This is a genomic window from Mycobacterium sp. (assembly GCF_035623875.1).
In the GTDB taxonomy this organism is placed as follows: domain Bacteria; phylum Actinomycetota; class Actinomycetes; order Mycobacteriales; family Mycobacteriaceae; genus Mycobacterium.
In genome coordinates this window covers 1-26,222 of sequence record NZ_DASPSP010000268.1, presented here as the reverse complement: position 1 = coordinate 26,222, position 26,222 = coordinate 1, and the positions used below count along the sequence as shown (strand labels likewise).

Here is a 26,222-nt window from a genome sequence, read left to right as displayed (position 1 = left end):
GTCGACGGCTGCCGCCGCAACGGCATTCACTCCGGACTGTGCGGGCAGGCGCCGTCCGACTACCCGGACATGGCCGAATTCCTCGTCGAGATCGGCATCGACTCGATGAGCCTCAACCCCGACACCGTGCTCAAAACCACCAAACAGGTGCTGCAGCTCGAGCAGCGGCTCGGGCGCGCTCCGCGGGCGGGGGCGAAATCGGGTTAGTCGGACTTGGTCAGCCCAACACCGGGAACCGTCGCTCGCGGGCCAGCCGGTTAAGGGTGTTCTGCATCACCGAGCGGACGAAGCAGTCGACCTCGGCCACGTCGGGCTTCTTTCCGAATCGCGCGGCGATGTCGATCGGCTCGAGCACCTGATTGACAATCTTGGTGGGCAGCGGGAAATTAGCCGGGAAAAACATCGTCATACCGAACGGGAAACCGACTGTGACGGGCAGGATATCGAGCCGAATCCGGTGCAGGCCCAATCGCTTTGCCAGCCGATCGCCGCGGGTCAGGAACAGTTGGGTTTCCTGGGCCCCGATCGAGACGACGGGCACGATCGGCACGCCGGTTTCGATGGCGATTCGGACATATCCGGTGCGGCCGTTGAAGTCGATGACGTTCTGGCTCAGCGTCGGCCGGTACGCGTCAAAATCGCCGCCAGGGTACACCAGCGCGGCCGCACCGGAGTGTAACGCCTTCGCGGCATTTTCCGGGCTGGCATGGATGGTGCCGATGCGGCCTAAGTAGCTGCGCAACGGGGTGAAGAACACGCCGTAGTGGGCGAGGATGTAGAGCGGACGGTCGTATCCGAGCTTGTTGTAAAAGGCTGGGCCGAACACCAGCGGGTCAGGGGTCAGCGCCCCGCCAGAGTGGTTGGATACCAACAACACCCCGCCGGCGGGCGGGATGGCTTCCAAGCCGCGCACCTCTGCTCGGAAATATCGATGGATGATCGGCGCGAACAGTTTTGTTGCCAGCTCGGTGAAGCCGGGATCCCACTTCGCGAGTTCCGCATTGTCAATATCGATGTCACTCATAGCTTTTCCCGCGGTGTTAGTCGGGTGACAAGTCTCTGTCAAACTGGCTGGCCAGGAGTCTATGGCGACCGCAGCCGGCAGAAGAGGGTCTTTGATTGGTTGGTGGTGGGACTTAAGTCCCTATCGAGCTGTTCGGTGTCGTTTATCGTCACTGGGTATGGCAGAACCGGAAACCGGCGATGACGCGCAACGAGATGGGGCCGGCGCTTTCTCCTGGCGTGTTCCAGGAGCCGGCCTGATCGGTGGTGTGGTCAAGGCGTTCCGAAACGCCCGCCGTTACTACGCTCAATCGTGGCGAGACTATGCCAGCGGTCAGCCCGATGAGCTTCCGCTGGCGCGCCCGACACTCGCGCTCGCGGCGCACGCGTTGCGCGACGAGATCGTGCTGGCTGGCTTGCGGATGCATCGACCGCTCAGCGATCCGCAGGGATTCGAACGGATCACTGAGGAAGTGGTTGCGGCGCTAGCGTTTTACGGCGGGCAAGGGTGGCTAGACCAGCCGGAAGGGTTCTTCGCCGCCCCTCCGCCTGCCAGATACGTCGAGGTCACGCCGGTGAAGGGTCGCAGGCGCTCGCTCCGACGCGTCGTCTTCGACAGCGGGTATGCGCCGCACCGGGGCGAACCGGGCGCCGAACGGTGGTTGGGATATACCGCCAACAACCGCGAGTATGCTCTGATGCTGCGGCACCGCGAACCTCGGCCATGGCTGGTGTGTGTGCACGGCACGGAAATGGGCCGTGGCAGAATCGATTTGAGGCTCTTCCGTGCCTGGGACCTGCATGAGCGTCTCGGTCTGAACGTCGTCCTGCCGGTCCTTCCGATGCACGGCCCCCGCGCACGTGGCCTGCCAAAGGGCGCCGTATTACCCGGAGAGGATGTGCTCGACGATGTGCACGCCACAGCCCAAAGTGTCTGGGACATCCGGCGGCTGCTGTCGTGGATACGGCGTGAGGAACCGGACTCGCCCATCGGGCTGAACGGTATGTCGCTGGGCAGTTACATCGCGTCTCTAGTGGCAAGCCTGGAAGAAGGCCTCACCTGCGCGATCCTCGGCGTGCCGGTGGCGGACCTGATTGAACTGTTGGGACGCCACGCGGGCGTTGCTCACGACGACCCGCGCCGGCATACGATCGCGCTGGCGGAACCCATCGGAAGGATGATCTCGCCGCTGTCGCTGGTTCCCCGCGTGCCGATGCAGGGCCGCTTTATATACGCCGGACTTGCCGACCAGCTGGTGCATCCGAGGGCGCAGACGTTCCGGCTCTGGGAGCACTGGGGCAGACCCCAGATCGTGTGGTACCCGGGCGGCCACGCCGGATTCTTCCGTTCGCGACCGGTGCAGCGCTTCGTCGAAGACGCGTTAGTGCAATCGGGACTCATTGATCGGCCTCACGTCCTGCCCGACGATGAGGAATCAGTGGACGCGTCGAGGGCGGTCTGATCGAAGCGTCCGTGGCGAGGATGGGCCGGCCGAACGGCTTCTCGCCGAAGGAGGAGGCCTGACGGCGCGGCTCGGAAAGGACAGCATGGCGTGTCGGACGGTCATCATCACCGGCGCCAGTGATGGCATCGGCGCGGCTGCGGCAGCCAGGCTGAGCCGAAGCGGCGAGAACGTAGTCGTGGTCGGCCGATCCGCAGCGAAAACAACCGCCGTCGCCGCACGCCTTGGTGCCGAGTACTTCGCGGCCGATTTCACGGATCTTTCACAGGTGCGGAGGTTGGCCGACCAACTGCTGCAGACCTGCCCCCGCATCGATGTGCTGGCCAACAATGCCGGCCGTGCGATGAGGCGACGCGAGGTCACCGTCGACGGCCACGAAACGACCTTCCAGGTCGATTATCTGGCCGCGTTTCTGCTCACCACGCTGCTGATGGATCGGCTCGTCGAATCCAGCGCCACGGTGCTGAACACTTCGAGCGTGGTCAATACGTACTTCGGCCACGTCAATATCGATGACCTCGACGCAGTGCACGGCTACCGGCCGCTGCGGGCATACGGCGACGCAAAGCTGGAAATGGTCTTGTTCACCAAGGAGCTGCACCGCCGCTACCACGCTGCCGGAATCTCCACGGCGGCGTTTCATCCCGGCGATGTGGCGACCAACTTCGGAAACACCTCGCGAACGTGGTGGATTCGGACGGCGTTTCGCGGCCCGATCAAGTTTCTGGCGCTGGTTGGACCTGAGCAGGGGTCCGACGAACTGGTGTGGCTGGCCTCATCCACACCGGGAACCGACTGGAAATCGGGCGAGTACTACGCCAACCACCGAATCGCTCGGGCCAATCCTCGGGCCTACGACCCGGTCCTGGCCCGCGAACTCTGGGAGCGCAGCCTCGCCATGGTCGCCACCTAGAAAAGTCAGGAGCAGCCACAATGACCGTCACCACTGTGGACGCCGGTCGCAATCAGGTCAGCCGCTCGGTTGAGGTCCACGCCCCGGCAGCTGACCTGTTCGCGATCGTCGCGGACCCGCGTCGACACTACGAACTCGACGGTTCGGGCACCGTCGGGAAAAACATCCGCGCTCCGCAGCGGCTGGTTCCGGGCGCGAGGTTCACCACGAAGATGAGGATGTTCGGGGCGCCCTATCGCATCACCAGCACCATCACGGCGATGAAACCCGACGAACTGATCGAATGGCGCCACCCGGTCGGGCACCACTGGCGTTGGGAGTTCGCCGCAATCACGCCGACGACCACACGGGTCACCGAGACGTTCGACTACCGCGACACCGGACTGTTGAAGGACCGGCTGAAGTATTACGAGCGAACGGGTTTCGCGAAGCGCAATGCCGCCGGCATCGAGGCCACGTTGACCAAACTCCACAACCGCTATGGCGGCTGATTACCTACCTATCCGGTCCGCCGTGGGCGCACACGACGAATACGGCCCGCAGAAACAGCGAACGACAGCCGAGAAACATGGCAACTATTGACAATCACGCTTCGCACAAGCCCCATCACACCGGCGATCTGGACGCGATGCTGTGGGGGATCGAAAGGGATCCGTTGTTTCGGCAGACGATCACGGTGGTGTTGATCCTTGATCGGGTGCCCGACCGGGAGGTCCTGCTGGACCGCGTCGAGCGTGGCAGCCGTACCCTGCCGTCATTCCGGCACCGGCTGGTGGAGGCGCCGTTGCGCGTGTCGACTCCCCGTTGGCTCGTCGACCCGAACTTCGATCTCTCCTATCATGTCCGCTGGATTGGCGCGCCGGATGATGGATCTTTGGACGGCGTGCTGGAGTTCGCGCGCCAGTCGACGATGTCCGGCCTCGACCGGCAGCGCCCGCTCTGGACCATCACCGTCGTCGAAGGCCTCAAGGGCGGGCAGGCGGCGTTAATCCTCACGGTCAATCATGTGTTGAGCGACGGTACCGGCCTTCTTGCGATCTTCGGACTGCTCGGCGACCTCACCCGAAAGCCCCGTGATCTTGGCCCGATGCCGCCGATTCCCGAGCCCGAGGATCAATCCCGGCTTGGGCTGGCGGTCGAAGCCGCCAACTACACCGGACAACGGGTTCTCGGGTTCGTGGGTCGGTCTGCGGCCTCGACTGCGCATACGCTGCCGACCGTGGTGCGGCGCCCACGGGCTACCGCGACCAGCTTCGCGAAGGATGTGCGGGCGGTGGCCCGGATCGTGGCGCCGAACTTCAGAACGCTCTCTCCCTTGATGACCGAGCGGCGAGGGTGGCTGCGCTTCGCGGCAGTAGAGGCTGACCTCGAAGGATTGCGGAAAGCCGCCAAAACACGGGGCTGCACCGTCAACGACGCGTTCCTCACCGCCGTCGCCCACGGATTCGCTTTGTACCATCAACGGCACGGCAAACCCGTCGACCGACTGCGGACCACCATCCCCGTTGACATCCGCAAGCCGGGCGACCCACCGTTCGGCAACCGGGTGAACGGTTGTCGAACGGCGATTCCGATCGGCGCCGATGACCCGGGCGCCGCGATGGCGACCTATCACGGTCTGATCGAAGGCTTGAAGGGGGTTTCGAAACTCCCGTTGGCCACCGCGCTCGGCACGGTGATCAACGCCTTCGGTCCGGCAGTGAATCGAGTCTTCGGGTTGATCATGAAACACGACGACTTCGTGCTCAGCAACGTAAAGGCCGGCGCTTTGGCGGTCTACCTCGCCGGCGCGAAGGTGCTCAGCATTTTTCCCTTCGGGCCCCCTATCGGCACCGCCGCCAACATCACGCTGGTGGGTTATCACCACAAGGCCCTGATCGGCATCAACGTCGATGCCGCAGCGGTCACGGACCTGGGCGGGTTCGTGGCGTGCATCCGTGAAGGCCTTGACGCGGTCATCGCCCTCGGCGACGGAGGCCAGTAGTGGTCGTGCTGCCGAGCCTGCGGCGGTAGATTCGGCAGACCGGCGTTCTCGGGAGGTCCCAGTGCGCGAGCGTTTATCCGATCCGGACGGATACGGATGGCTTGCAATGGGCGAGGACGCGCTGCCCGCAGCAGAACACTGGCTGGCGCCCGGCGAGGCGACCAGGCTGGCCGGGCTGCGATTCACTAAGCGGCGCAACGAGTTCCTGCTGCGGCGGCTGGTCGCCAAGCGTGCCATCGCTGCGGTCAGCGGCTGGCCAACGGACCCGGCCGCGCTGGCCGGCATCGAAGTCCGCAATGCCGCCAGCGGTGCCCCCTACGTATGCGTCGACGGAGCTCCGTTGGCCGTCGAGGTGTCGATCACCGATCGCGCCGGTTGGGCGGTGTGCGTTACGTACCCGGCCTCCAGTCACCCGGTGGGCTGTGACCTGGAACTGGTGGAGCCGCGCACGCCCGGCTTCGTCAGCGATTTCTTCACCGCGGCCGAGCAACGGCTGGTTGCGTCGCGCCCGGTCGGCGACGAGCGATACGCAGTCGCGAACCTGATCTGGTCGGCGAAAGAGAGCGCGCTGAAGGTGTTGCGGACCGGATTGCGCCGGGACACTCGCACCCTCGAGGTGACGTTAGCCGCATCGCGCGGAGACGGCTGGGGCGCGTTGACCGTACGCGCTGTTGAGGGGCCGACTTTTGCCGGCTGGTGGCGGCGTGACGGCCGATTCCTGCTGACGGTTGCCGCGGACGTGGCGGCTGCACCGCCATTCGCCCTCGGCGATCCGGGTGTGCTGGCGGCAGCGGAACCCCGCCACTCCTGGCTGGACCGGCCGCTACACCGGTGACATGTGCGGCACCGCTTTGACCTACATATGCGACAGGGTGAACGGGTAGGTGTACGTTCCGGCTGGCGCACCATCGCAGCTCGTTGCGAATGAGGAGTCGAGTGAACCAGTCAGCGTCGTTGCGTCCCATGAGTAGACGTCATGGGTGGGAATGGCGGGGCCATAGTAGACGTCACCGCAGCGCAGACCATCGGGAACGTCGACGGCCAAGGTGTACCGGCCATTGGTCAGCCACGCATCGCCTTGGTAATTGAACGCCTTCGCTACGGGCTGGGCTATAGCGAGCACGTGGACACATCCTCCAGGCGATTCGAGCGAGCTACCGCATGGACTCATAGCCCATATCCAGGTGTGAAAGTCGTACCTGCCGTCGATGTGAAGTTGGTAGTTGCCCAACGACTCAGCTCCGGCAACCGGCGCGAGCGCGGCCGCAGCCACCGTCAGCGCCACGCCGAGTGTGAGCGTCTTCACGGGCCTCCCCGTTCGCCAAGGACCCTTCGATCGGCCAATATATGTTGCCTGGTCGCGGAATTGCACTGAATTCTCCGGTCGCCAGGATTTCCTCGCTGTAGCCTCTCCCGCAGGGGAAAGAAGCGGGGAAGCTGCGGGGGTTGCGCCTCCCCTGGCTACAAGGAGCCGCAGAGAAAATGCGCCTTAGCAACCCCTGGCGGCACCCCTTCCGCGTGCCCCGCATCGAAAAGCCACGCGCCGAAGGGCGCTTCCATCTCGCTGGCGGTCGCCGGCTGGGCTACGCCGAGTACGGTGACCCCGCCGGCCCGGTGGTGTTGTGGTTCCACGGCACTCCCGGCGGACGGCGCCAGTTCCCGCTACTTGGCCGGCGCACCGCTGAGAAGCTCGGCCTGCGCGTCGTCGTAGTGGAACGGCCTGGCTCCGGTCTGTCCGATCCACACCGTTACAACGCGGTGGCCGACTGGGCCGCCGACGCCGCCCAGGTGGCCGACACACTCGACGCCGAACGGCTGGGCGTCATCGGGCTGTCCGGCGGCGGCCCTTACGCCCTGTCCTGCGCCGGGACGCCCGCGCTGGCAGGTCGCGTCGCGGCAGTGGCCATACTGGGCAGCGTGACACCGACGATCGGACCGGATGCCACCGCCACCGGCCTTGTCGACCTGACCCGCCGCTTCGCCCCGATCTTGTCGGGCCTGCGCCAGCCGCTAGCGGCGGTGGTCGCCGCGGGATTGCTCCCCGTCGTGCCGCTCGGGCACTGGGCCTATCAGGGCTTCGCCAGCGTCATGCCCGAGGCCGACCGACAGGTTTTCGCCGATTCCGAGATCGAAGCGATGTTCATCGACGACATCGCCCTCACCGCCCGGGGCCGCTTCCAGGCCCTCGTCGATGACCTCCGCCTGTTCGGGCGGAACTGGGGCTTCCGGCTGGCCGACGTGAAGGCGCCGGTGCGGTGGTGGCAGGGCGACGCCGATCCCATCGTGTCCGTCGAGGAGGTCAAGTCGGCGGTTTCCTACCTGTCCGACGTGGAGCTCATCCTGCGCCCCGGCAAGAGTCACCTCGGCGGCTTCGCCGATGTCGACGAGATCCTCGGCTTCATCAGCTCATCCCTCCGAGCCGATCTCCCTACACGCTCCATTCAGTAACTGATTGCCCGAACATGCGCTCAACCGGTGTGATAGCAAGGCCAATTCTGTTGGGTGCCATAGGGATAGGCGTCCTGAGCGCATTTTCGTCAGCAACCGCATACGGCGATGATGATGCCCTGAGCGGGACATACCTCGCCACTTCGAACGGCGAATGGGCCAAAACTAACGACAGCTACCACAACGAGGCGACCGTCAGGAGCACATGGACGATCACCTCGACGTGTACAACTCCGTTCGACTGCATCGGACGCGTCACCAGTGATGCGGGATGGAGCGCCGATCTGCACAGGCAGAACTCAGAGTGGACCGTCAAGCGCGAGGTCCCGAACTGGGAGCGGTGCGACGACGGCACCGCGTTCACCGGATTGCAGGAATATCGGTTCTATCCAGCGGCTGCGAGCGGCATAAGTTCCCCCGGCTCGACAACCTTGGTCGGCGAGGACAAGACAACCGGCCCGAGCGGTGCCTGCGGCAGGAATCAGTGGCTGGTAGTGCGGATGCCGTTCAAGCTGGTCAAGATTGGGTGATGGGGTATGAGCTACTTGGCCAGCAGGTCCTGCCACGTCTTGGGCGCCGCTGAGTTAACGAGGTTTGTCTGCCGATAGGTTTGGCCATCCGGACTGAAAAACTGACCGGTGCGCGGGTCGTACTGGGTGACGGCGACTGATGGGCCTGGCGCAGAAGCGTTGGTGGCGAACCCACTTGGAGCCGCTTGCGGCGCCTGGCCGGCCGGAGGCGGAGCAGTATCGGGTGGCGCCGGCGGTAGCGGCGATGACGGCAGCGGCGGAGCAGCGTACCCCGGCCCGGGCGGTCCGTATGATCCCCGCGGCCCCGGCGGTGTCCCCCGCGGGACCGCACCCGATGGTAGGGGTGTTCCCTCCACGGGGCCGAACATTCTGGTGTCGGCGTTGATCCGGTCATCGGGCGGAATGCCCTGCGAGATGAGATTCGGGTCCAATGGGTACGGGCCGCCCATATGTTGGCGCATGGCCAGCGGCGCGTACGGCTTGTCGCTGTCGCAGATTTCAACGGTCGGCGCCCGCTTCCCGGGGTGGCCCATACAAGGATAGTTGCGAGCGCCACGCACCACTACCGGCGAATCCTGCGGCAACTTGCAGTAGAGGCCGTCGGGCGTGTCGATCGTGGTGGTATCAGCCGGAGACCTCCATGCGGACGGCGGCAGGAAGCCGACCGTACAAGCCGGAGGATCTTCCAACGAAACGGCGAACTCACCGAGGGGCAGGCCGGTTGCGTTGCTTGTACTGGAATATGACTGAGTACTCGAAACAGACGGTGGTAAGAGCATGAGTAGTTGCTCCAGCGACGCGTGGTAGACCACGCCGACCTGGCCGATGGTGGTGAGGTTGGCGAGCAACACCGGCAACGTCGGTTTGACTTGGGTGAGCAGCCGCGACACCTCGTCCAAGGCCCCGGGCCCGTTTTCCAGCAGGGTGCGAACCTGTCTGTCGTCGGTGACCAGCTGCCCGGTGACTCCGGCGAGGCTGCGCGCCCAAGTCCTGATCGCGTCGGTGGTCTCGGCTTGTGAGTCCAGCAGCGGTTTGGTGTCCTCGATCAGGGTTCGGGTGCGCTCGGCGACGGGTTTGAGGTCACCGGAAATCGTTGCCGCCGAGTCGATCAGCGATCCGAGGTCGTAGCCGGCCCCGTTGAAGCCCTTGAACGACTCGTCGAGCAAAGCTTCGAGCTTGTCCTGGGGAATGCTGTGGATCAGCGCATTGACCCGGTCGAGCATCGGCCCGACCGGCCGGGGGATGGTGGTGTCGCGTGCGGGGATGACCGAACCGTCGTGCAGGTAGGGCGGCGAGTCGGTGCGCGGCCGCAAGTCCACGTACTGTTCGCCCACCGCGGAGACGCTGCGTACCTCCGCTTGTAGGTTTGCCGGGATCTTGAGCGACGCGCCAAGGGAGAGTGTCGCTTCCGCGTCGTCGGGCGTCAGCTTCAGCGCGGTGACTTCACCGACCTGCACGCCCCGATACGTGACATTGCTGAACCGGTAGAGGCCGCCGGCAGCGGGCAGCTTCAATGTGATAGTCATCCGGCCGACGCCGAGCAGCGACGGCGCGCGCATGTAGTCAAAGATCATCACGAAAACCGCGAGGGTGCCGACGATCGTGAAGATTGTCAGCTGAACTTTGACGAGCCGAGTCAGCATCAGCGACCGCCCTCATCCATCGGAGGGAATTGGATTTGTGGCGCAGCATGATTGGCTTGCGTGGTCGGGTGAGCCGGAATCGGTGCCCCGGCAGGAGGCGGGGCAGCGGGCGGTGGCGGCGTTACCGGCAATGCGAGTGGATCGTAGGTGTACTCCTGATAGAACGGTTCCCCTGGCGCTGGCACCAGCGGCGCATGCAGTTGACCCCAGCGGGTGCCCAGCAGCATCGTTCGCTTGAGCCGCGGAATCGTGAAATCGACGTCGGCGTAGAGGTTTATGTAGTCCCCTCGGACGGCTCTGTCGATCAGGTTTTGGCTGTACGGGAACGGGGTCAGCGTGTAGCCGATGGCAGTGCCGAGATCCGGTCCGATGTCGGCCAGCGCGCGGATCGTCGGTTCGAGGTTCTGCAGGTTTCTCACCAGGTCGGCCTGACTGTCGTTGACCAGCCGAGTGGCGGTGTCGCCGAAGACGCGCAGTTTGTCGAGCGCTTCGGTGATCCGCGGCCGCTCCCTAATCAGTACCGCCAGCGCCGGCGGTAGCCTGCGCAGCGCCTGCGTGATGGTGTCGCGCTGTCCGGCGAACGTGTCGGCCAGCCGGTTCAATCCCTGGATAGCGGCAATGATGTTGTCGCGCTGTTGGTCCAGCGTGCCGACAAAGGTGTCGAGTCGACTCAGTAGATCCCGGATTTGTCCTTGGCGCCCGGACAGCGCGGCGTTGACGTTGTGGATGATGTCGCCGATCTGGCCGAGTCCTCCGGAATTGATCACCACAGACAGCAGTGCCAGGGTCTGCTCGGTGGACGGGTAGGTTGACGACTTGTCCAGCGGGATGGTGGCACCGGGTGTGAGCCGCCCGCGCGGCCCCTGGCCGAGCGGCGGATTCAGTTCCATATGCATGGAGCCGAGCAGGCTGGTCTGCCCGACCTTAGCCACCGAATTGGCCGGTACCACGACGTCGGGTCGTACCGACAATTCAACGTCGGCGTGCCAGCCCTTCACCGTCATCGTGCCGACACTGCCGACCACGACGTCGCCGATCAGCACCGGCGAATTCGGCTCCAGGTGGCCGACATTGGCGATGTCGACGTGGTAAATGCTGGCTCCCGGGCCGCGCCCTACCGCGCCGGGCAGGGGTAGGGAGTTCACGCCTTGGAATGTGCATCCGGTCGCGGTCAGTATCACGCAGGAGGCGGATAGCAGCAGCCCCCTTGCCTTGAACGCATTGAACCGGCCGGTCATGATGCTGGCCTTTCCGGCGGCAGCATGTCCGGCACGTTGGTCACGGTGGGCACCGGTGCTCCCGGGTACAGCGCCGGTGACGGAAATGCCGGCAAAGGAGCATACCGGCCGGGGGGCATGGGAGGCAGGCCCGCGCCGCCCCACCCTGCCGGCGGCGGCACATCGTTGTTCAGGCCTGTGTATGCGGATATCGCGGGCGGGATCTCCGGCGGCCCGGGCTTGGGCCCCGCACCGCCGGGCGCCAGATTCGGGTCGGAGTAGACGATGTCGTTCGGGTCCATCGACGGCATCAAGTAGGGGTTGGCGGGCACGGGCAAGAACAGCAGCGCAAGGTTGCCGTAGTTGAGGTTCAGCAAGCGCAAGCCTGGCCCGAGGTATTCCGCACACAGCTTGGCCGTTTCGGGCGCGGTGATGTTTTCAATGGCGCCCATCGCCGAACAGATGAACTGCACGGGACTGGAAAGGTTGTTGAACACGAACGCTCCGATATCGTCTCCGGTGTCCGCGTTGTAAAAGTTGTAGAAGTTCGCGAACGCGTTCGGCGCAACGTGAAGTACGTTCTCCAGATCAATTTTGTGATCGGCGAGGTTCTGCGTGACGTTGGCCAACCGCTGAATCGTCTCGCTAGTTTGATCGCGGCTTCCCGCGATGAAGCGTTGAACCTCGCCAACCGCACCCGACAGATCCTTCAGCGCCGCGTCCAGATCGGACCTATTGTCGTCCAGCACGCTGGTGAGCGTGGCGAGCCGGTTTTGAAACTGCACGATCTGCTGGTCGCTGTCACGAAGTGCCGTGACGAAAGTCTGCAGGTTTTTGATGATGTCGACGATGTTGCCGCTGTTGTCGGCCAGGATCCGGCCCACCCCCGACAGCTGGGCGAGCGTTTGTCTGAGCTTGTCGCCGTTGCCCTGGAGCGCGTCGGCGGAGCTCTCGATGAACCGGCCTATCGGACTGGTCGGCATATTGGCCGTCGGTCCCAAATCCGTTGCCAGGCGGTCGAGTTGAGCCTTCACTTCATCCCACTCGACGGGTACCGCCGTGCGCTCGACCGGAATCACCGCGCCGTCGAGCATCGTGGGACCACCCGACCGGTACGGCGTGAGCTGGACGTAGCGCGACGCGACCAGATTCTGTGCGACGATCACCGCCTTGGCATTGGCCGGAATCGCGGTGTCGCGGTCCACTTTCATGGTCAGCTTGGCCGCAGTGCCCTGAGGCTGGACCGAAGCGATGGTGCCCACCTTGATACCCGAGACGCGTACGTCATCGCCGGGATAGATCGCCGTGGCGGCAGTGAAGTAGGCGCTGATCGTCTTCGGCCGGAAAATGGTCTCCCGAACAATGAAAACCGCTGCCGCAACGATAAGCCCAGCGAGCACGACACCGGTCGCAACTGCCATCCGGTTGCGCGACATCATCGCGAACCTCCCGGGATACCGTTGTACGGGAACGGGAACAACGCCCGCGGCATGGGCGAAGGGAAGCCGGGCCCACGTCCCGTGTCGAAGGTGCGGAATCCCCAGAGATAGTCGAAGAATGGCTGCAGAATTTGCATAGGTTGCAGATTCGGCACGAACGCCTGGTAGAAGGGGCCGCTAGCCACCGTCTCACCCTGGGTGACTTCGAATTTCGCTAACCGCGGCAGGATCTTGCCGATATTGTCGCGGTTCTTTTCCAGCATCGCTGTCACCGAATTCAGCTTTTCCAGCGTCGGTGCCAGCTTCTGTTCGTTGTCCGCCACCAGCCCGGACAGCTGCTTGGATAGCGCAGACGTGTTGGCCAGCAACCGAACGATCGCGTGCCGCTGGGCAGCGAGCACCCCGAGCAGATCGTTGGCGTTGAGGATCAGTGTATTGACCTGCTGGCTGCGCTCCGACAGGATTCCGGTGACATCTTTGGCGCTCTTGAGAAGATCGTGCAGTGGTTGGTTTCTGCTGTTGAGGGACCGCGATAACCGGGTCAGCCCGTCGAAGGTCGGACCGAGTTGCGGTGCGATCTGTTCGATTGTGGCCGACAGGGTGTCAAGAGACTGGTTGAGCGTTCGGGTATCGGCGCCGGCGACGTTTGTCGTGAGGTCGCTGAGCGCCTCGGTCAGCGAGTACGGGGAGGATGTGCGCGACAGTGGTATCACGTCGTTTGGGCGCATGGGGCGCGTGCCCGAGGATTCCACTGTGAGTACCCGCTGGCCCAGTAGCGTCCCAGTGCGGATGTGTGCGGTACTCTCCGAGCCGAGCTGAATCTTCCCGGGTACGGTGAAAGTGACTAGCGCGTAACCGTTTTGCAGTGAAGTGTGCGACACTGTACCGACCTTTATGCCTGAGATCGTCACGTCGTTACCTACGGCCAGGCCCCCGGCTTCGTCGAACAGCGCCTGGTATCTGACTGCCGTCGCCCAGGACATCAGCCGGTCGGGTGAAAGACCGATCAAGACAACGAGCAGCAACAGGACAGCGCCGATGAATCCTGGTCGAATGAGGTTGGTTCCGTGGTATCTAAGCATCAGGGTTCTGCACACCTCCCGCCTTCTTGCTTGAACCAGGGGGCCAACACGGTGCGGCCCTGAAGGTCGGTGGCGCGGAAGCGCAATCCGCAGATGTAGTACTGGATGAAGCTGCCATACGCGCCGAGCCGGACGAGTTTCCGAAGGTTTTCCGGTGTCTTCTGCAACTGAAGGTCGATGCGGTCTTTGCCCTGAACGAGCAGCGGCGCAACCCGATTCAACTGGTCCACGGTGTCGGCCAACGGCCGGCGCGCGGTGCCCAACAGGTCGGCCAACGACGCGGTCGCGTGGTCGAGAGAGTCGATTGAGGCGCCGATCGGATCCCGGTCCTTCGATAGCTCAGTGATGAACCGCTCGAGCCGGTCGACCGTTTGCGAGAACTTGTCGCCGTCTTTGGCGATCGTGGCGACGACGGTGTTGAGATGGTCGATCAACTGTTCGATGACTTGGTTGTTGGCGGCCAACGTGTTCGAGAACGACGATGTCTTCGACAACACAGACTCCAGGGTGCCGCCCTCGCCCTGGAATATCTCCAATAGCGATGAGGTGAGCGCATTCACGTCTCTCGGATTCAAACCCTGGATCACCGGTTTCAGCCCGCCCAGTAGCAGGTCGAGGTCCAGCGCCGGGGCCGTGCGGGCGACCGGGATTTCCGACCCGGGCGGTTGAGTCTTGGTCGAGCCGGGGCCGTCGACGAGTTCGAGAAAGCGATCGCCGGTAAGGTTGAGGTAGCGCACCGCCGCTCTGGTGCCGCTGGTAAGCACGATGTTGCGGTCGGCGTCAAACTTCACCAGCACCGTCTTGTCCGCGCGCAACGAGACGCTGTTGACCGTGCCCACCCGGATGCCGGCCACCCGCACGGTGTCTCCGCCCTTGAGCCGCGACACGTCGACGAACACCGCCGAATACTTATACGTCGAGCCGGCGCGGTACTGACCGAAGATGACGAACAGGAAGACAATCAACACGGCCATGACGACCACGAAGGCCCCCAACTTGATGATCGTTCGCCGTGCGCTCGTCATCCTGGCTGTCCGACCTGTGCGGTGTTGCGGGGCGGGCCGTCGATAGGCCCGAACAGTAACTGTTTGAGGGCATCTGAGTTCAGCAGAATGCCCTGGTTTCCGTATTGCGTGGGGTTGGCCCCGACGTCCATGACGACGAACGGCGGATGCTGCTCCAGTGGCACCTTCGGCAGGAGCTGACACTGCGGAGCGCCCGTCGCCGCGACCTTCGGTAGGTCATGCGGGTACCGGTATCGTTCGACGCCCAGCGTAAAACTCACCGACACGACGACACCCGGGAACGGCAGCGGCGGCGACGTGGCCAACGGGACCATGCCGGCAAGCCCGCAGTTCAGCGACTGGCTGTACCGGTTGGTGAGGTCGGTCGTCGGAACCAGCAGGCGCAGCACATCTGTCAGCGCCTGCCGGTTGGTTCCGACCACGTCGTTACCGATGTCGGCCAGACCGATCGCGCTGATCAGAAACGCGTCGAGGTTGTCTTGTTCGGCGACGATCGTCTGGCTTATCCGTGTCGCGTTGTCCGCGGTCCTGATCAGGTCCGGCGCCGCATCGGCGTAGGCGTTGAGAACGTCGGGCGCCACGGCGATGTCATGGCTCAGCGCCGGAAGGCCTGGCTCGACCTTCGCGAGGACCTCGTCCAGATCACCGAGCGCACGGCCGAGCTTGTGGCCACGGCCGTTCAACGCCTTCGCGATCGCACCGAGGGTCTCATTCAGCTTCACGGGTTCGATCTTCGAGAGCACCGCCGTGAGTTGGTCGAACACCGTGTTGATTTCGACAGTGACGTGTCGGGCGTCGAGCACCTGTCCGGCGTGTATGGGCTGTGGTGACGGCTCAGCTGGAGGGATCAGCTGCACGTACTTGGCCCCGAAAGCCGTTGGCGGCGCGATTTCGACGAGCACATTGGCGGGAATGAGATGTAACTGGGACGGATCCATAGCCAGATGCAGGGCGGCTTTCCCGTTGGGCAGCACCTCGATTGAGGCGACCTTGCCCACCTCGATGCCACGCATTGTCACTCGGGCGCTTTCGTTCATCACCAGACCGGCCCGCGGGGACAACACGGTCACCGGCGCGGTCGGAGTAAAGCTCCCCCGAAACGCACCGACAGCAACGGCGATGAGTGTCGCGATCGCAACGTAGGTTGCCAGGCCTACCAGTGCGGACACGATACTTGGTCTCATCGGCTGTCCCCTAGCCCGAGAGGTGGAAGTTGCCGTTGGTGCCATAGACCGCAAGCGAGACAAACAAGGTCACCGACACGACGGTCACAAGCGAGGTCCGCACCGCATTGCCCACCGCGACACCCACGCCGGAGGGTCCGCCACTGGCGTAATAGCCGTAGTAGGTGTGCACCATCAGGACGACTAGCGCCATCAATATGGCCTGCAGGAACGACCACAGCAAGTCGATCGGATTCAAGAATGTGCGGAAGTAGTGGCTGTAGAGGCCGGGGGACTGCCCAAGGAGGATCACGGTCACCGTTCGGCTGGCGACGAACGAAAGGATCACGGCGATCGCGTACAACGGCGTGATCGCGATCATCCCGGCGATGATTCTGGAGCTGACCAAGTATTCAACGGAGCGAATAGCCATGGCTTCCAATGCGTCGATCTCTTCGGCGATTCGCATGGCGCCAAGTTGTGCGGTCACGCCGGCTCCGAACGTGGCCGCCAAGCCGATTCCCGCGACCACGGGTGCCGAGATGCGGACGTTGATGAATGACGACAAGAATCCAGTCAACGCCTCGATGCCGATGTTGCCCAGCGAGCTATACCCTTGGACTGCCAGCGTTCCGCCCGCGGCCAGGGTCAAAAACCCGACAATCGCCACCGTACCGCCGATCATCGCCAAAGTTCCTGTGCCCATGCTGATTTCGGCTACTTGGCGAGTGATCTCACGCCGAAAGTGGATAGCGGCGTACGGAACCCCCCGGATCGCCCGGCCGAAAAACATTGTTTGATTGCCAGTTTTGCTCAGCGCGCCGACCGGCTTCTCGTATTGCTGTCTAAGCAGGTAGGCCACTTGGCTGGTCACAGGATGCCCTTCCTCACTTGGCCGTTAGCTTGACGCCGATGGCTGTGATGACCACGTTGACGACGAAGAGCGCTATGAACGCGTACACCACGGTTTCGTTCACGGCGGTGCCCACGGCCTTGGCGCCGCCGCGAGAAATGATCAGGCCGCGGTAGCAGGCGACCATGCCGGCGATCGCGCCGAAGCAGGCGGCCTTCACACCGGAAATGATCAACTCGCGAATACCGGTCAGAAGGGTGATGCCCGCCATGAACGCGCCGGGGCTGATGTCTTGGACGAACACCGAAAAGATATAGCCGCCCACGATGCCGACGATGACGACCAGGCCATTCAACAGCAGGGCTATCAGCGTGGATGCCAGCACACGAGGAGTCACCAACCGCCGCACCGGATCGATACCCAAAACCTCCAACGCCTCGATTTCCTCGCGAATCGTGCGCGAACCCAGGTCCGCGCACATGGCCGTGGCACCTGCTCCCGCGATGACCAAGACCGTTGCCAGCGGCCCCACTTGTGTGACCGCACCGAACGCCGCGCCGGCACCGCTCAAGTCGGCAGCACCGAGCTCGCGCAGCAGGATGTTGAGCGTAAAGCTGACCAAGACCGTGAGAGGTATTGCGACCAGCAGGGTGGGAGCCATCGAGACTCGGGCCAAAAACCAAGCCTGGTCCAAAAACTCGCGCCACGAAAACGGTCGGCGGAATGCGTCCCGCACGGCGTCGAACGACATCAAAAACAAGCCACCGACGGCCTGCAGCGGCCCAGACATATCTCGACCTAACGCGAGACCCCGCGACCCGGGATCCAGCCGTTTACTCACCATCGGCTTCCGGTCCCTCCGGAATCGTTACCGCCGAGGGCCTAGCCACGACGCGACCCATCCCGCCCACTGCGTGCGCCACCGAAGCGTCTCTTGGTAACTTCTTACCCTGACCTCACCGACGCTATTAACCTTCGACGTCGCGACACTAGTGACGAAAGTCCTTCATCAATTGGCCATTTGGACTCCCGCGGTGCCGGCGAGTCGGTCGGCTGCACCCTAGGGGTGTCTATTGTGCGACAGCCATCGACTAGCATGTTTCAACGGTGATGCTCCAAACCGACTGCCGTACAACAGGTCTCTGCCGCGCGGTGGATCGGAAATCAGGTCAGCACCGTACCGAAGACCTGGCGCTAAACCTTTGACAGATCCCGCTCGAGGGCTGACATCCCTCGTTCGAGCGCGTCGACAATGTAGGGTCGTAGCGTCTCGGCGCTGATGATCCGGTCCACCGACCCCACGACGAGTGCACGCTGGACGGTGTGGATCCGGTCGAACTCGTCGGCGACTTCGCTGAGTTTCGCCGAGCGGACCGTCGCCGTGATCTGGGCGACTTGCGCCCGCGCCGCGCCGGCGTCCGATCCGGTCGCTGCGCGCGCCCGCTCGGCCGCCTCGCGTACTTCGGGGTCCCGCTGGGTGCGTGCGTCCACTTCTCTGGCGAACACCGTGGCGGCCGCGGGCGCGCCGCCGATCACCGACGCGAATGAGCCCTCCACAGCGGCAATTTCGAGTCTTTCGTTCAGCGCCTTGGAGAACACGACGAAAGCACCACCGTGATAGCGGGATACCACCACGAACACGATTGGGCCGCGGAAGTTGGTCACCGCGCGTCCGATTTCGGCGCCGTACTCCAATTGCCAGCGGCGCATTGACTCCGGCGAACCGTCGAAGCCGGACAGGTTGGCGAGCACCACGACCGGGCGGTTGCCGCTGGCGGCGTTGATCGCGCGCGCCAGCTTGCGCGACGACTGAGGGAACAGGGTTCCGGACGACCACGAGGAGGGGCCGCCGGCCGGCACGAATCCGCGTCGTGGCACCGTGTGCGATTCAATCCCCATCAGGCACACCGGAATACCGCCGATGTGCGCATCCCACACAATTGTGGTCTCGGCGGCACGCCATTCACCCCACCGCTCCAATGGAGCTGAATCTGTGTCGGCCACTGCCCGCATGACCGACCGCATGTCGAACGGCTTCTTACGTTCCGGGTTGTGGGTGGCGGAGAAGATCTCCCCGACTGTCGCCATGTCGGAGCCCGCGGCCCGGGCGTGCGGCGCCGATCGCACGTCACGGTCTAACGGGTCGGCCGTGGTGCGCCGACGCGGCCATTTCTCGCCCGGCATGACGTAGGTGTACTCGTAGTGGCGCAGCAGGATGTCGCATGCGTCGGCGAGGGTGGGCGCCCAGTACTGGCCCTGGCCGTTGGGTCCCATGATCCTGTCGAAGCCGCCGATACCGAAGTTGTCTTCGGCCGACACACCGCCGGAGAAGTCCAGCGCCTGCTTGCCGGTCAGCACCATCGCGCTGGCAGGTGTCATCACCAGAATGCCGCGGGTGTGCATCAGCATGGTTGCCTCGGCGTTCCAGTACGGCTGGCCGCCCACGGTCACCCCGGTAATAAGGAGGTTCACCTCCCCGCCGCCCTGGGTGAATTCGATGAGGCGGCGTAGCACCGCGGCAATCCAGTCCATGTTCTCGGTGCCGCTGTCCATCGCGATCTTCGCGCCAGACGACAGCGCGAACCATTCGACCGGTATTCGCATCCGCTCGGCCAGGTCGAGCCCCGCGATGATGCGCCGACACTCCGGCTCGGCCAGGTTGCCCAGCCCGCGGATCGGGTCACTGAATAGCGCGACCCTGGTCATCCCTTCCGGCACCTTCTCGGTGTCGTTGCACAGCAGGCCGACAACGATGTTGGCGGTGTTTGTCCCGTATGGTCGCGACACCGCTACCAGGTTGCCGTGCTCGTCCAGGTCGTGCTCGATGAACTGCCCTGGGGGAAACCGAGATACCGCCTCGGTCGGAGGGGTGAGCATCCGCACGATCTCATACGGGTACGGCGCGCTGAAGCGGTTGGCCCGGAGCACCTTCTGCCGGTACGGCGTCATTGACCTGATCGGCTCCTGCCCCGGCGGGCGTTCGCGCACCGTCACGCCCCCGTCCAGCCCCTCCACCTCCAGCACATGGTCGCGACCGTCGGGGAACCGTACTCGCAGCACGACTTTTTCCAGGCCGGCACCGATGGCCAGCGGCGCCAACGACCGGGCCTGTTCGGTCCACGCGTCGCGCGGCACATCCCACGGCGGCCGGACATAGAGCACTATCCGGTTGGCCACCGGCCGGTCCCGCCCGTCGAACGTCGCGAGCGCTTCGCGCATCGCCGACAGGGCCTCCAAGCCCATCAGCTCCAGCCGCGGGTAGCGCGCCGCACCGCTGGCGGCGCGGGCCGGGGTCAGGTCGCGCACTTCGGCCAGCGCGAACAGCCGCTGGTCGGCGGGATTGTCGTACGCCACACCGTGGAACACGTACACGTCCTCGGCCGAGCGCAGCCGGCGCAGTTTGAAGTTCCCCAGGCGCCACAGGTCCAGACGCTTGGCGATCATCGGGTGCAGGTTGCGGTAGAGCGCGTCCTCGACGAACTGCCCGTCCCGCTGGCGGTAGGTCACGTGATAGGTGCGGAAGCGCTCCGGGGCCGCCCCTTCGACGGTGGTCACGGTGAGGTCTAGGCGGTGAAGGAGGCGCCCGAAGTCGCAGCTGGCCAGGAGCTTGTCGGCCTCGGCCACGACGGCGTCGATATCAGCGGTCTCGCCGTGCCGCCACAGCTCCAGATCCACCACCGGCTCACGTCCGGCGTCGGTCGTGGCCAGGTGCCCGGCGATCGCCCGGGATAGCTCCGGCAGTTCGGTCAGGGGTGCGTACGCGGTGACCAGGTGGATGGCCTTGTCCTCGTAGTCGTAGTCGGCGGTACCCAGCAGCCGCCCGTCGTGCTCTTTGACCGCCAAGTTGCGCAGTTCCCTGATCCGGTAGAACCGGCGGGCGTAGACCTCCAGTAGCGCCGGGCGCGGTCCGGCGTCGCTGCTGCTGCGCCAGCGCCGCAACAGCTCGGCTCGCAGCGGCTGCGGGCAGGCGACGAGTCGACCGATCCGCTCGGCCCGGTCGGGGCCGTCGGAATGGTCACGCAGCGCATCGAGATCGCGCCCCGCCCTGGCGTACTCCTCGGCGACGACGACCTCGAGCAGCGGCTCATCAAAGTAGTGGAACCGCACGTCGCGTGCCAAGTCGGCGACCACCCGTTGGCGACCCTGGATGGCCGCCAGACGGTCAAGCCGGGCCCGCATCTCGGCGTCGGCCAGCTGCGCCAGCTCGGCTTGGTGGCGGAGCCGGCGCTCGAGGATGGCGGTCACCGCGGGCGCCAGGTCGGCGACACGGTGGAAGGAGCGGAACATCCAGACGACGGCTTCTTCGAGTTCGGGGGTGCGATCCAGGCCGCGCACGCCGTAGCGCAGCAGCGCACGCTCCAACCGCTGCCGGTACGAGTCGGGCAGGCCGGCCCGGTCTGCGTCCAACCACTGCAGGTAGGACAGCAGGTACTCCTGGGCGCTGCCGGCGACGAACTCCTCCTCTGGCTCCATCTCGCCGCGCGGCCGGTAGAGCGAGCCGACGTCGGCGAACAGATCCAGCAGGCTGTCCTCGCAGCGCAGCAGTTCGGTGTCGGCCGGCGGAGCGAACTCGCCAAGCCGGCGCTGCCGGGTCAGCATCGCACTCACCGAGCCCGGGTCCATGTCGTAACCGAGCAGATAGGAACGCAGCGCCCCATACACCCGGTGGCAGGGTGGTGTGCCGGGTGGCTCGACCGCGGCGAGTCCGGTGAAGTCGACCGCGCCCCCGACGTGGTCCTGAGCGGCTTCGGACGTCATGATGCGGACCACCGGCGCGCCCGCTTCGATCTGCACGTTGGCGGCGGTTTCGACGGCAGCGACGGTGCCGGCGAACGGTGCGGTGATCGTGGTTTCCATTTTCATGCTTTCCACGACCGCCAGCGGGTCACCCTCGCTGACCTCGTCACCGGGTTTGACCAGGACCGACAGCACGAAGGCCGGTCCGGGGCAGCGCACGACGCCACCGTCGTCCCGGGACACGGCGTGGGCCGCGCCGTCGACGTCGACCCGCAGGGTGGCTCCTTCCACGACCGAGAGCACACGGTGCACCCGGTCGCCAACTACCACCCGCCGCTCGTATCCGTCCCGGTAGGACACTGTGACATCCGCGGTCCTGGCACCGCCGGATGTGACACGGTAGGTCTCGCGGCCGGTGCGGTAAACGTGCAGGTCGTACTGCTGGCCCCGGTAGCGGAGGCGGCAGCGGTGACCCACCTCGGCCGCGGACTCGGCACCGCCTCGCGCCGCGCGGGCATGGAACGCAGCCTGCTCGGCAGCCTCGTCGAGGTCATACGAATCCACGGCGGCCACCAGCAGGGCAACCGGATCCGGGGCTGGCAGGTGCGCCGCCTCGCCGGTGAGCCGGTCCAGCCAGTGGTTGTCGAAGTGCCCGTCGCGCACCTCCGGCCGGTCGAGCAGGGTCAGCAGAAACGACCGGTTGGTGGTGCCGCTTTCGACCACCACCGTGGTGTCGCGCAATGCCCGACGCAGCCGGGCGAGGGCCTCCCCGCGGTCGTTCCCCCATGCCACGATCTTGGCGATCATCGAGTCGAAATCGGCTGGGATCCGGTCACCTTCGCGCACACCCGCATCGACCCGGATCCCGGTGCCGGCCGGCAGGTGCAGCCGGGCCAGCCGGCCCGGCGCGGGCGTGAACGCGTTCTCGGGGTCTTCGGCACACAGCCGTGCCTCGATCGCGTGTCCGGTCACCTGCGGGGGCGTGCCGGTGAGCCGCCCGCCCTGCGCTACGTGCAGCTGCAATTTCACCAGATCCAGTCCGGTGGTCGCCTCGGTGATCGGATGCTCTACCTGCAGCCGGGTGTTGACCTCCATGAACAGGAAGCTCCCGGTGTCCGGGTCGACCAGGAACTCCACGGTGCCCGCGTTGCGGTAGCCCGCGGCGGCGGTCAGCCGGACCGCCGCGTCGCGGATCGCCTGCTCTTGTTCGGCGTCCAGTACGGTCGACGCGGACTCCTCCAGCACCTTCTGGTGCCGGCGTTGCAGGGTGCAGTCCCGCACACCGACCGCCCACACGGTGCCGTATCCATCCGCCATCACCTGGACCTCGACGTGGCGCGCGGCCGGCACAAGCTGCTCCAGAAAGACGGTCGGGTCGCCGAAGGCCAGCTGCGCCTCAGCGCGCGCGGATGGCAGCGCGGCGGCGAGCTCGGCGTCGTCGCGAACCAGCCTGATCCCACGGCCGCCCCCTCCTGCAGCCGCCTTCACCATCACCGGATAGCCGAGCCGGACCGCGGCTGCGGTCGCCTGCGCCACGTCGTCGACCGGCCCGCCGCTCCACGGCACCACCGGCACGTCGGCCTGCTCGGCAAGCCGCTTGGCAGCCACCTTGTCGCCGAGCCGCCGGATCGTGGCGCTGTCCGGGCCGATGAACACGATGCCGGCTTCCTCGCATGCCTGGGCGAACGAGGCATGCTCGGCAAGGAACCCCCAGCCCACCCATGCCGCGTCCACATCGGCGCGGCGCAGCGCTGCTATGACAGCCGGCTCGTCGAGGTACCGCGCCCGGCGGGTGCCGTCGACGGGGTCAACGAACGTCGCGGTGCCAAGCGAGACCGCCTCGTCGGCCTCCCGCACATACCAGGCGTCGGCGTCCGGGTCGGTGTAAAGCACGACAGTCCGGATCGGTGGCTGCTCACCGGCCTGGTTGAGTTCGGCCACCGCGGTCAGCGCGCGAACCGCGGGCTCACCGCGGTTGACGATCGCCAGCCGCCGAATCTGCCTGTCCATGCTGGTATCTCCTCAGCTGCCCATCACCGACCGCATCGGGGCGACGACATCCGGCGGCGGCGGGTTCGGCAACGGCGCCGTGCGGTACCCGTCGACCCGCAGCACGAGCGTGCCCTCGTCGTCGCGGACGGCGCAGTCGAAGCCCCCGCGCCCGTCGGGCCGTGCGGTGGCAACCAGTCCGGCGCGCTCCTCCGGCGTTCCGCTGAGCTGCACCGCATCGACGTGCATTGGCAGGGCCAGCACGCCCTCGGTGCCGGCCTGCAGCAGCCCGACGGTCTGGAAGCACAGTTCGACCAGTCGCGGCCCGATCAGCACCGGCTGATCGACCTGCGGCGGCAGGTCGGCGGCGAACCTGGCGGCCACGCCGTCGCCATGCCTCCACGCCGAACAGACCACCCGATAGGCCGGGCCGTGGAAGTACAGCCGGTAGACCTGCTCCGCCGTCAGCGACGGGGTTTCGCTGCCCGAGTCGATGTCGGCGACGGCGAGCGCGGGTGGATTGGCCGTCAACCGCACCGAGCCGGTGAAGTGCAAGGTGCGCTGCGGCTGGTCGGCGCCGGGCAGGATGCGCTCGGCCGACAGGCGGCATTCGGCCAGCAGGTCGTCGCCGTCGGGTCGCAGCAGCGCGGTGATCGTCACTGCGCGCGGCTCGTCGCGGTAGAACTTCAGCGGCGCGCGGAAGTCCACGTTCTCCACGGCAGCCACGTGCCTGTCAGGGGCGAGCAACCGGGCGGTCTCGGCGAACGCCTCCATGCCCATCACACCGGGCAGCACCGGCGTGCCGTCGATGCGGTGGTGATCCAGGAACGGCCGGGCAGTGGGATCCAGCGTCGTGCGCACCACCAATCCCTCGTTGACACCGGCGCGGACGACTTCTCCGACCAGCGGGCCGTCCCCGGTCAGTGCGGCCGGGTCGACGCCACCCGTCTGATGAAATTCGGCGGCCATTGCGCCCAGTGCACCGGCGACGACGACCTCCCGGTCGCGCATGCCCGTGTTAAGTTCACGTCGGATCCACGCCACGCCCGCCTCGGCGGGCAGCATCTCTACCCCGGCCGCCGCCATGATTTTGGGGATTGATCCGCGGCTGGCCATGCCGATGCTGCCCCATGCGGTCCAATCGATCGACAGGGTTCGCACCCCGGGACGGCTGCGGCGCAGGCTGCTCAACACCTTGCACTGCAAGTCGTTGGCGGCGCTGTAGTCGGTTTGTCCCATGTTGCCGAAACGGCCCGCCACCGAGCTGAACGCCACGACCGTTCCCAACGGCATAGCGCCGACGGCGTGCAGCACGTTGAACAGCCCGTCGCCCTTGATGCCGAGCACCAGGTCGAACTCGGCGGGCTCCTTGTCCGGCAGCGCGTGGCTGACCTCGATCCCGGCGGCGTGCAGCAGGACGTCGATTCGCCCGCTGGTGTCGCGCACCTGGGCCATCACTTTGTCCACCGCCCCGGCATCGGTGAGGTCGACGCTGTAGTAGTGCGCCGAACCACCCGCGGACTCAACGGCACGGATCGCGGCCAGCGCGGCCTGCACCCGCTCGAAGCGGGCCAGCTGCCGCTCGATTAGGACCGGTGTCGGGCGCTCGCCGCGCTCGCGCATCCGAGCGGCCAGTTCGGTCTTGAACCCTTCCCGGTCTTCGGCGTACCGCCGCAGGTCGGCATCGGCGGGGTCAGGCTCGGGGCTGAGGTCGAGCAGGTGGAAGGTGCCCGGCCACGCTGCGGCCAAGTCGGCGGTAATTGCCGACACGATGCTGCCGGCGGCACCGGTGATGACGAACACCGGATCCGGACCGAGCACCGCGGCGGCCTGCTCGGGTTCTGCGGGGAACGGTCGCGCTACCAGGCCGACGCCCCAGCGTCGCCCGCCGGCGTGGCCGACCTCGACGCAGCCCGGATCGCGGAGCGTCTCGTCGATCAGCACGTCGGCCAGCGCTGCGGTCTTGCGGCCTGGCGGGAAGTCGACCGCCTTGACCAGGGCATCGGGCCGCTCTCGCCGGTACGCCTTGGCGAAGCCGGTGACCGCGCCGCCCAGCGGGCAGGTTGCCCCGGCCGCGTCGTAGCCGTGGTATCCGCCCAGCCGGGTGGCAACGACGAGGAACGGGCTGCGTTCGTACAGTCCGCGCATCGCCATGTAGAGGTTGCCCACCCGCAGCCGCAGCGCTTCGCGCCAGCCGGCGAGGTTCAACTCCTCCAGGGGGCCCTCGTCGTCCAGCGCGACCAGCCAGTACACGCCGTCGACTTGGGCATCGCCGAGCACGGTGTCGATGTCGTCGTCCGCGTGCATCGCCACCACATCGACGCCGAGCCGGCCCAGCCGGGTGATCAGCGCGCCGGCGACGCCGCTTTGGTCGGCCATGACCGCCACCCGGGTACCGGGTCCGAGCGTGATCCCGGTCGGCACGCAGCTCGAGAGGCTTGGCCGCAACACGGGCACCGGCACCTGCCGCGGGATCCGGTCCGTCGCGGCGATGTCGCCTTCGATGGTGGGCACGGTGGGCGCTGCCGGGACGTCGCTTCGCGCCGTCTCGGCTGTCTCAGCCGGTACTTTTGGGCGTTCGGTGGCCCCCGTTTTGTCGCGGATCCAGCCGATGACGTGGGTCAGGGTGGGGAAGTCGCGCAGCTTGAGGGTGTCGTCGCGGGCGACGCCGTAGTGGCCTCGGATGGCGGCGAAGATCTCGGCCTGTTTGACGGTGTCCACGCCGAGGTCGGCT

At 65.7% G+C, this 26,222-nt stretch carries 20 protein-coding genes; 8 read left to right on the top strand and 12 right to left on the bottom strand.

The window, feature by feature from the left end; genetic code table 11:
• Positions 1 to 207, top strand: a 207-nt coding sequence (locus VEI45_RS21730) for a putative PEP-binding protein (RefSeq protein ID WP_324856590.1), incomplete at its 5' end; no start/stop codon positions are given.
• Positions 208 to 217: 10 nt separating this feature from the next.
• Here the strand turns inward: VEI45_RS21730 and VEI45_RS21725 are convergent.
• A complete protein-coding gene (locus VEI45_RS21725) occupies positions 218 to 1,024 on the bottom strand; it encodes a lysophospholipid acyltransferase family protein (RefSeq protein WP_324856589.1) in 807 nt (268 codons plus the stop codon).
• A gap of 157 nt (positions 1,025 to 1,181) precedes the next feature.
• On the opposite strand from VEI45_RS21725, the gene VEI45_RS21720 reads away from it, so the two are divergent.
• From VEI45_RS21720 to VEI45_RS21700, 5 genes are all read left to right on the top strand, one after another.
• Positions 1,182 to 2,465 carry a hypothetical protein gene (locus tag VEI45_RS21720; protein WP_324856588.1) on the top strand — a complete coding sequence of 428 codons (1,284 nt, stop codon included), beginning with the start codon at positions 1,182 to 1,184 and terminating at the stop codon, positions 2,463 to 2,465.
• A gap of 85 nt (positions 2,466 to 2,550) precedes the next feature.
• Complete coding sequence (locus VEI45_RS21715; RefSeq protein WP_324856587.1) at positions 2,551 to 3,378, top strand: SDR family NAD(P)-dependent oxidoreductase; 828 nt, start codon at positions 2,551 to 2,553, stop codon at positions 3,376 to 3,378.
• 20 nt (positions 3,379 to 3,398) lie between these two features.
• The gene (locus tag VEI45_RS21710; RefSeq protein ID WP_324856586.1) at positions 3,399 to 3,869 is read left to right on the top strand and encodes an SRPBCC family protein; all 471 of its coding nucleotides are present in this window, start codon (positions 3,399 to 3,401) and stop codon (positions 3,867 to 3,869) included.
• A gap of 77 nt (positions 3,870 to 3,946) precedes the next feature.
• Complete coding sequence (locus VEI45_RS21705) at positions 3,947 to 5,362, top strand: wax ester/triacylglycerol synthase domain-containing protein (RefSeq protein ID WP_324856585.1); 1,416 nt, start codon at positions 3,947 to 3,949, stop codon at positions 5,360 to 5,362.
• Between the two features lie 61 nt (positions 5,363 to 5,423).
• Complete coding sequence (locus VEI45_RS21700) at positions 5,424 to 6,197, top strand: 4'-phosphopantetheinyl transferase family protein (RefSeq protein ID WP_324856584.1); 774 nt, start codon at positions 5,424 to 5,426, stop codon at positions 6,195 to 6,197.
• A 21-nt stretch (positions 6,198 to 6,218) separates the two neighbouring features.
• Here the strand turns inward: VEI45_RS21700 and VEI45_RS21695 are convergent, their stop codons facing one another.
• The gene (locus tag VEI45_RS21695; protein ID WP_414687555.1) at positions 6,219 to 6,647 is read right to left on the bottom strand and encodes a hypothetical protein; all 429 of its coding nucleotides are present in this window, start codon (positions 6,645 to 6,647) and stop codon (positions 6,219 to 6,221) included.
• A 197-nt stretch (positions 6,648 to 6,844) separates the two neighbouring features.
• On the opposite strand from VEI45_RS21695, the gene VEI45_RS21690 reads away from it, so the two are divergent.
• Together VEI45_RS21690 and VEI45_RS21685 are read left to right on the top strand one after the other, a co-directional pair.
• Positions 6,845 to 7,810 (top strand): alpha/beta hydrolase, encoded by a 966-nt coding sequence (locus tag VEI45_RS21690; RefSeq protein ID WP_324856583.1) that lies wholly within the window; start codon positions 6,845 to 6,847, stop codon positions 7,808 to 7,810.
• Between the two features lie 14 nt (positions 7,811 to 7,824).
• On the top strand, positions 7,825 to 8,340 hold the full coding sequence (locus VEI45_RS21685) for a hypothetical protein (protein ID WP_324856582.1): 516 nt from the start codon (positions 7,825 to 7,827) through the stop codon (positions 8,338 to 8,340).
• A gap of 11 nt (positions 8,341 to 8,351) precedes the next feature.
• Here VEI45_RS21685 and VEI45_RS21680 read toward each other — a convergent pair whose 3' ends face one another.
• The 10 genes from VEI45_RS21680 to VEI45_RS21635 all read right to left on the bottom strand — a co-directional run.
• On the bottom strand, positions 8,352 to 9,983 hold the full coding sequence (locus VEI45_RS21680) for an MlaD family protein (protein WP_324856581.1): 1,632 nt from the start codon (positions 9,981 to 9,983) through the stop codon (positions 8,352 to 8,354).
• On the bottom strand, positions 9,983 to 11,221 hold the full coding sequence (locus VEI45_RS21675) for an MCE family protein (protein ID WP_324856580.1): 1,239 nt from the start codon (positions 11,219 to 11,221) through the stop codon (positions 9,983 to 9,985). Before VEI45_RS21675 ends, VEI45_RS21680 begins: the two co-directional genes overlap by 1 nt.
• Complete coding sequence (locus tag VEI45_RS21670) at positions 11,218 to 12,639, bottom strand: MCE family protein (protein ID WP_324856579.1); 1,422 nt, start codon at positions 12,637 to 12,639, stop codon at positions 11,218 to 11,220. The genes VEI45_RS21675 and VEI45_RS21670 overlap by 4 nt, the downstream gene beginning before the upstream one ends.
• Positions 12,636 to 13,721 (bottom strand): MCE family protein, encoded by a 1,086-nt coding sequence (locus VEI45_RS21665; RefSeq protein ID WP_324856592.1) that lies wholly within the window; start codon positions 13,719 to 13,721, stop codon positions 12,636 to 12,638. The genes VEI45_RS21670 and VEI45_RS21665 overlap by 4 nt, the downstream gene beginning before the upstream one ends.
• Complete coding sequence (locus VEI45_RS21660; RefSeq protein WP_324856578.1) at positions 13,721 to 14,746, bottom strand: MCE family protein; 1,026 nt, start codon at positions 14,744 to 14,746, stop codon at positions 13,721 to 13,723. The genes VEI45_RS21665 and VEI45_RS21660 overlap by 1 nt, the downstream gene beginning before the upstream one ends.
• Entirely contained in the window at positions 14,743 to 15,930 is a 1,188-nt protein-coding gene (locus VEI45_RS21655) for an MCE family protein (protein WP_324856577.1), read from the bottom strand. The genes VEI45_RS21660 and VEI45_RS21655 overlap by 4 nt, the downstream gene beginning before the upstream one ends.
• Before the next feature lie 10 nt (positions 15,931 to 15,940).
• Positions 15,941 to 16,762: an ABC transporter permease gene (locus tag VEI45_RS21650; RefSeq protein ID WP_324856591.1), complete on the bottom strand. Its 822-nt coding sequence runs from the start codon at positions 16,760 to 16,762 to the stop codon at positions 15,941 to 15,943.
• 34 nt (positions 16,763 to 16,796) lie between these two features.
• The gene (locus VEI45_RS21645) at positions 16,797 to 17,552 is read right to left on the bottom strand and encodes an MlaE family ABC transporter permease (protein ID WP_414687554.1); all 756 of its coding nucleotides are present in this window, start codon (positions 17,550 to 17,552) and stop codon (positions 16,797 to 16,799) included.
• Positions 17,553 to 17,956: 404 nt separating this feature from the next.
• On the bottom strand, positions 17,957 to 23,509 hold the full coding sequence (locus VEI45_RS21640; RefSeq protein ID WP_324856575.1) for a carboxyl transferase domain-containing protein: 5,553 nt from the start codon (positions 23,507 to 23,509) through the stop codon (positions 17,957 to 17,959).
• A gap of 12 nt (positions 23,510 to 23,521) precedes the next feature.
• Positions 23,522 to 26,222, bottom strand: a 2,701-nt coding sequence (locus VEI45_RS21635) for an SDR family oxidoreductase (RefSeq protein WP_324856574.1), incomplete at its 5' end; no start/stop codon positions are given.

What these genes read in the sequence shown, in the direction of transcription:
- VEI45_RS21660 (WP_324856578.1), bottom strand. Translation starts at nt 14,746, where the DNA reads ATGACGAGCGCACGGCGAACGATCATCAAGTTGGGGGCCTTCGTGGTC.
- VEI45_RS21655 (WP_324856577.1), bottom strand. Translation starts at nt 15,930, where the DNA reads ATGAGACCAAGTATCGTGTCCGCACTGGTAGGCCTGGCAACCTACGTT.
- VEI45_RS21640 (WP_324856575.1), bottom strand. Translation starts at nt 23,509, where the DNA reads ATGGACAGGCAGATTCGGCGGCTGGCGATCGTCAACCGCGGTGAGCCC.
- VEI45_RS21675 (WP_324856580.1), bottom strand. Translation starts at nt 11,221, where the DNA reads ATGACCGGCCGGTTCAATGCGTTCAAGGCAAGGGGGCTGCTGCTATCC.
- VEI45_RS21680 (WP_324856581.1), bottom strand. Translation starts at nt 9,983, where the DNA reads ATGCTGACTCGGCTCGTCAAAGTTCAGCTGACAATCTTCACGATCGTC.
- VEI45_RS21670 (WP_324856579.1), bottom strand. Translation starts at nt 12,639, where the DNA reads ATGATGTCGCGCAACCGGATGGCAGTTGCGACCGGTGTCGTGCTCGCT.
- VEI45_RS21685 (WP_324856582.1), top strand. Translation starts at nt 7,825, where the DNA reads ATGCGCTCAACCGGTGTGATAGCAAGGCCAATTCTGTTGGGTGCCATA.
- VEI45_RS21710 (WP_324856586.1), top strand. Translation starts at nt 3,399, where the DNA reads ATGACCGTCACCACTGTGGACGCCGGTCGCAATCAGGTCAGCCGCTCG.
- VEI45_RS21725 (WP_324856589.1), bottom strand. Translation starts at nt 1,024, where the DNA reads ATGAGTGACATCGATATTGACAATGCGGAACTCGCGAAGTGGGATCCC.
- VEI45_RS21715 (WP_324856587.1), top strand. Translation starts at nt 2,551, where the DNA reads ATGGCGTGTCGGACGGTCATCATCACCGGCGCCAGTGATGGCATCGGC.
- VEI45_RS21645 (WP_414687554.1), bottom strand. Translation starts at nt 17,552, where the DNA reads ATGTCTGGGCCGCTGCAGGCCGTCGGTGGCTTGTTTTTGATGTCGTTC.
- VEI45_RS21665 (WP_324856592.1), bottom strand. Translation starts at nt 13,721, where the DNA reads ATGCTTAGATACCACGGAACCAACCTCATTCGACCAGGATTCATCGGC.
- VEI45_RS21705 (WP_324856585.1), top strand. Translation starts at nt 3,947, where the DNA reads ATGGCAACTATTGACAATCACGCTTCGCACAAGCCCCATCACACCGGC.
- VEI45_RS21720 (WP_324856588.1), top strand. Translation starts at nt 1,182, where the DNA reads ATGGCAGAACCGGAAACCGGCGATGACGCGCAACGAGATGGGGCCGGC.
- VEI45_RS21690 (WP_324856583.1), top strand. Translation starts at nt 6,845, where the DNA reads ATGCGCCTTAGCAACCCCTGGCGGCACCCCTTCCGCGTGCCCCGCATC.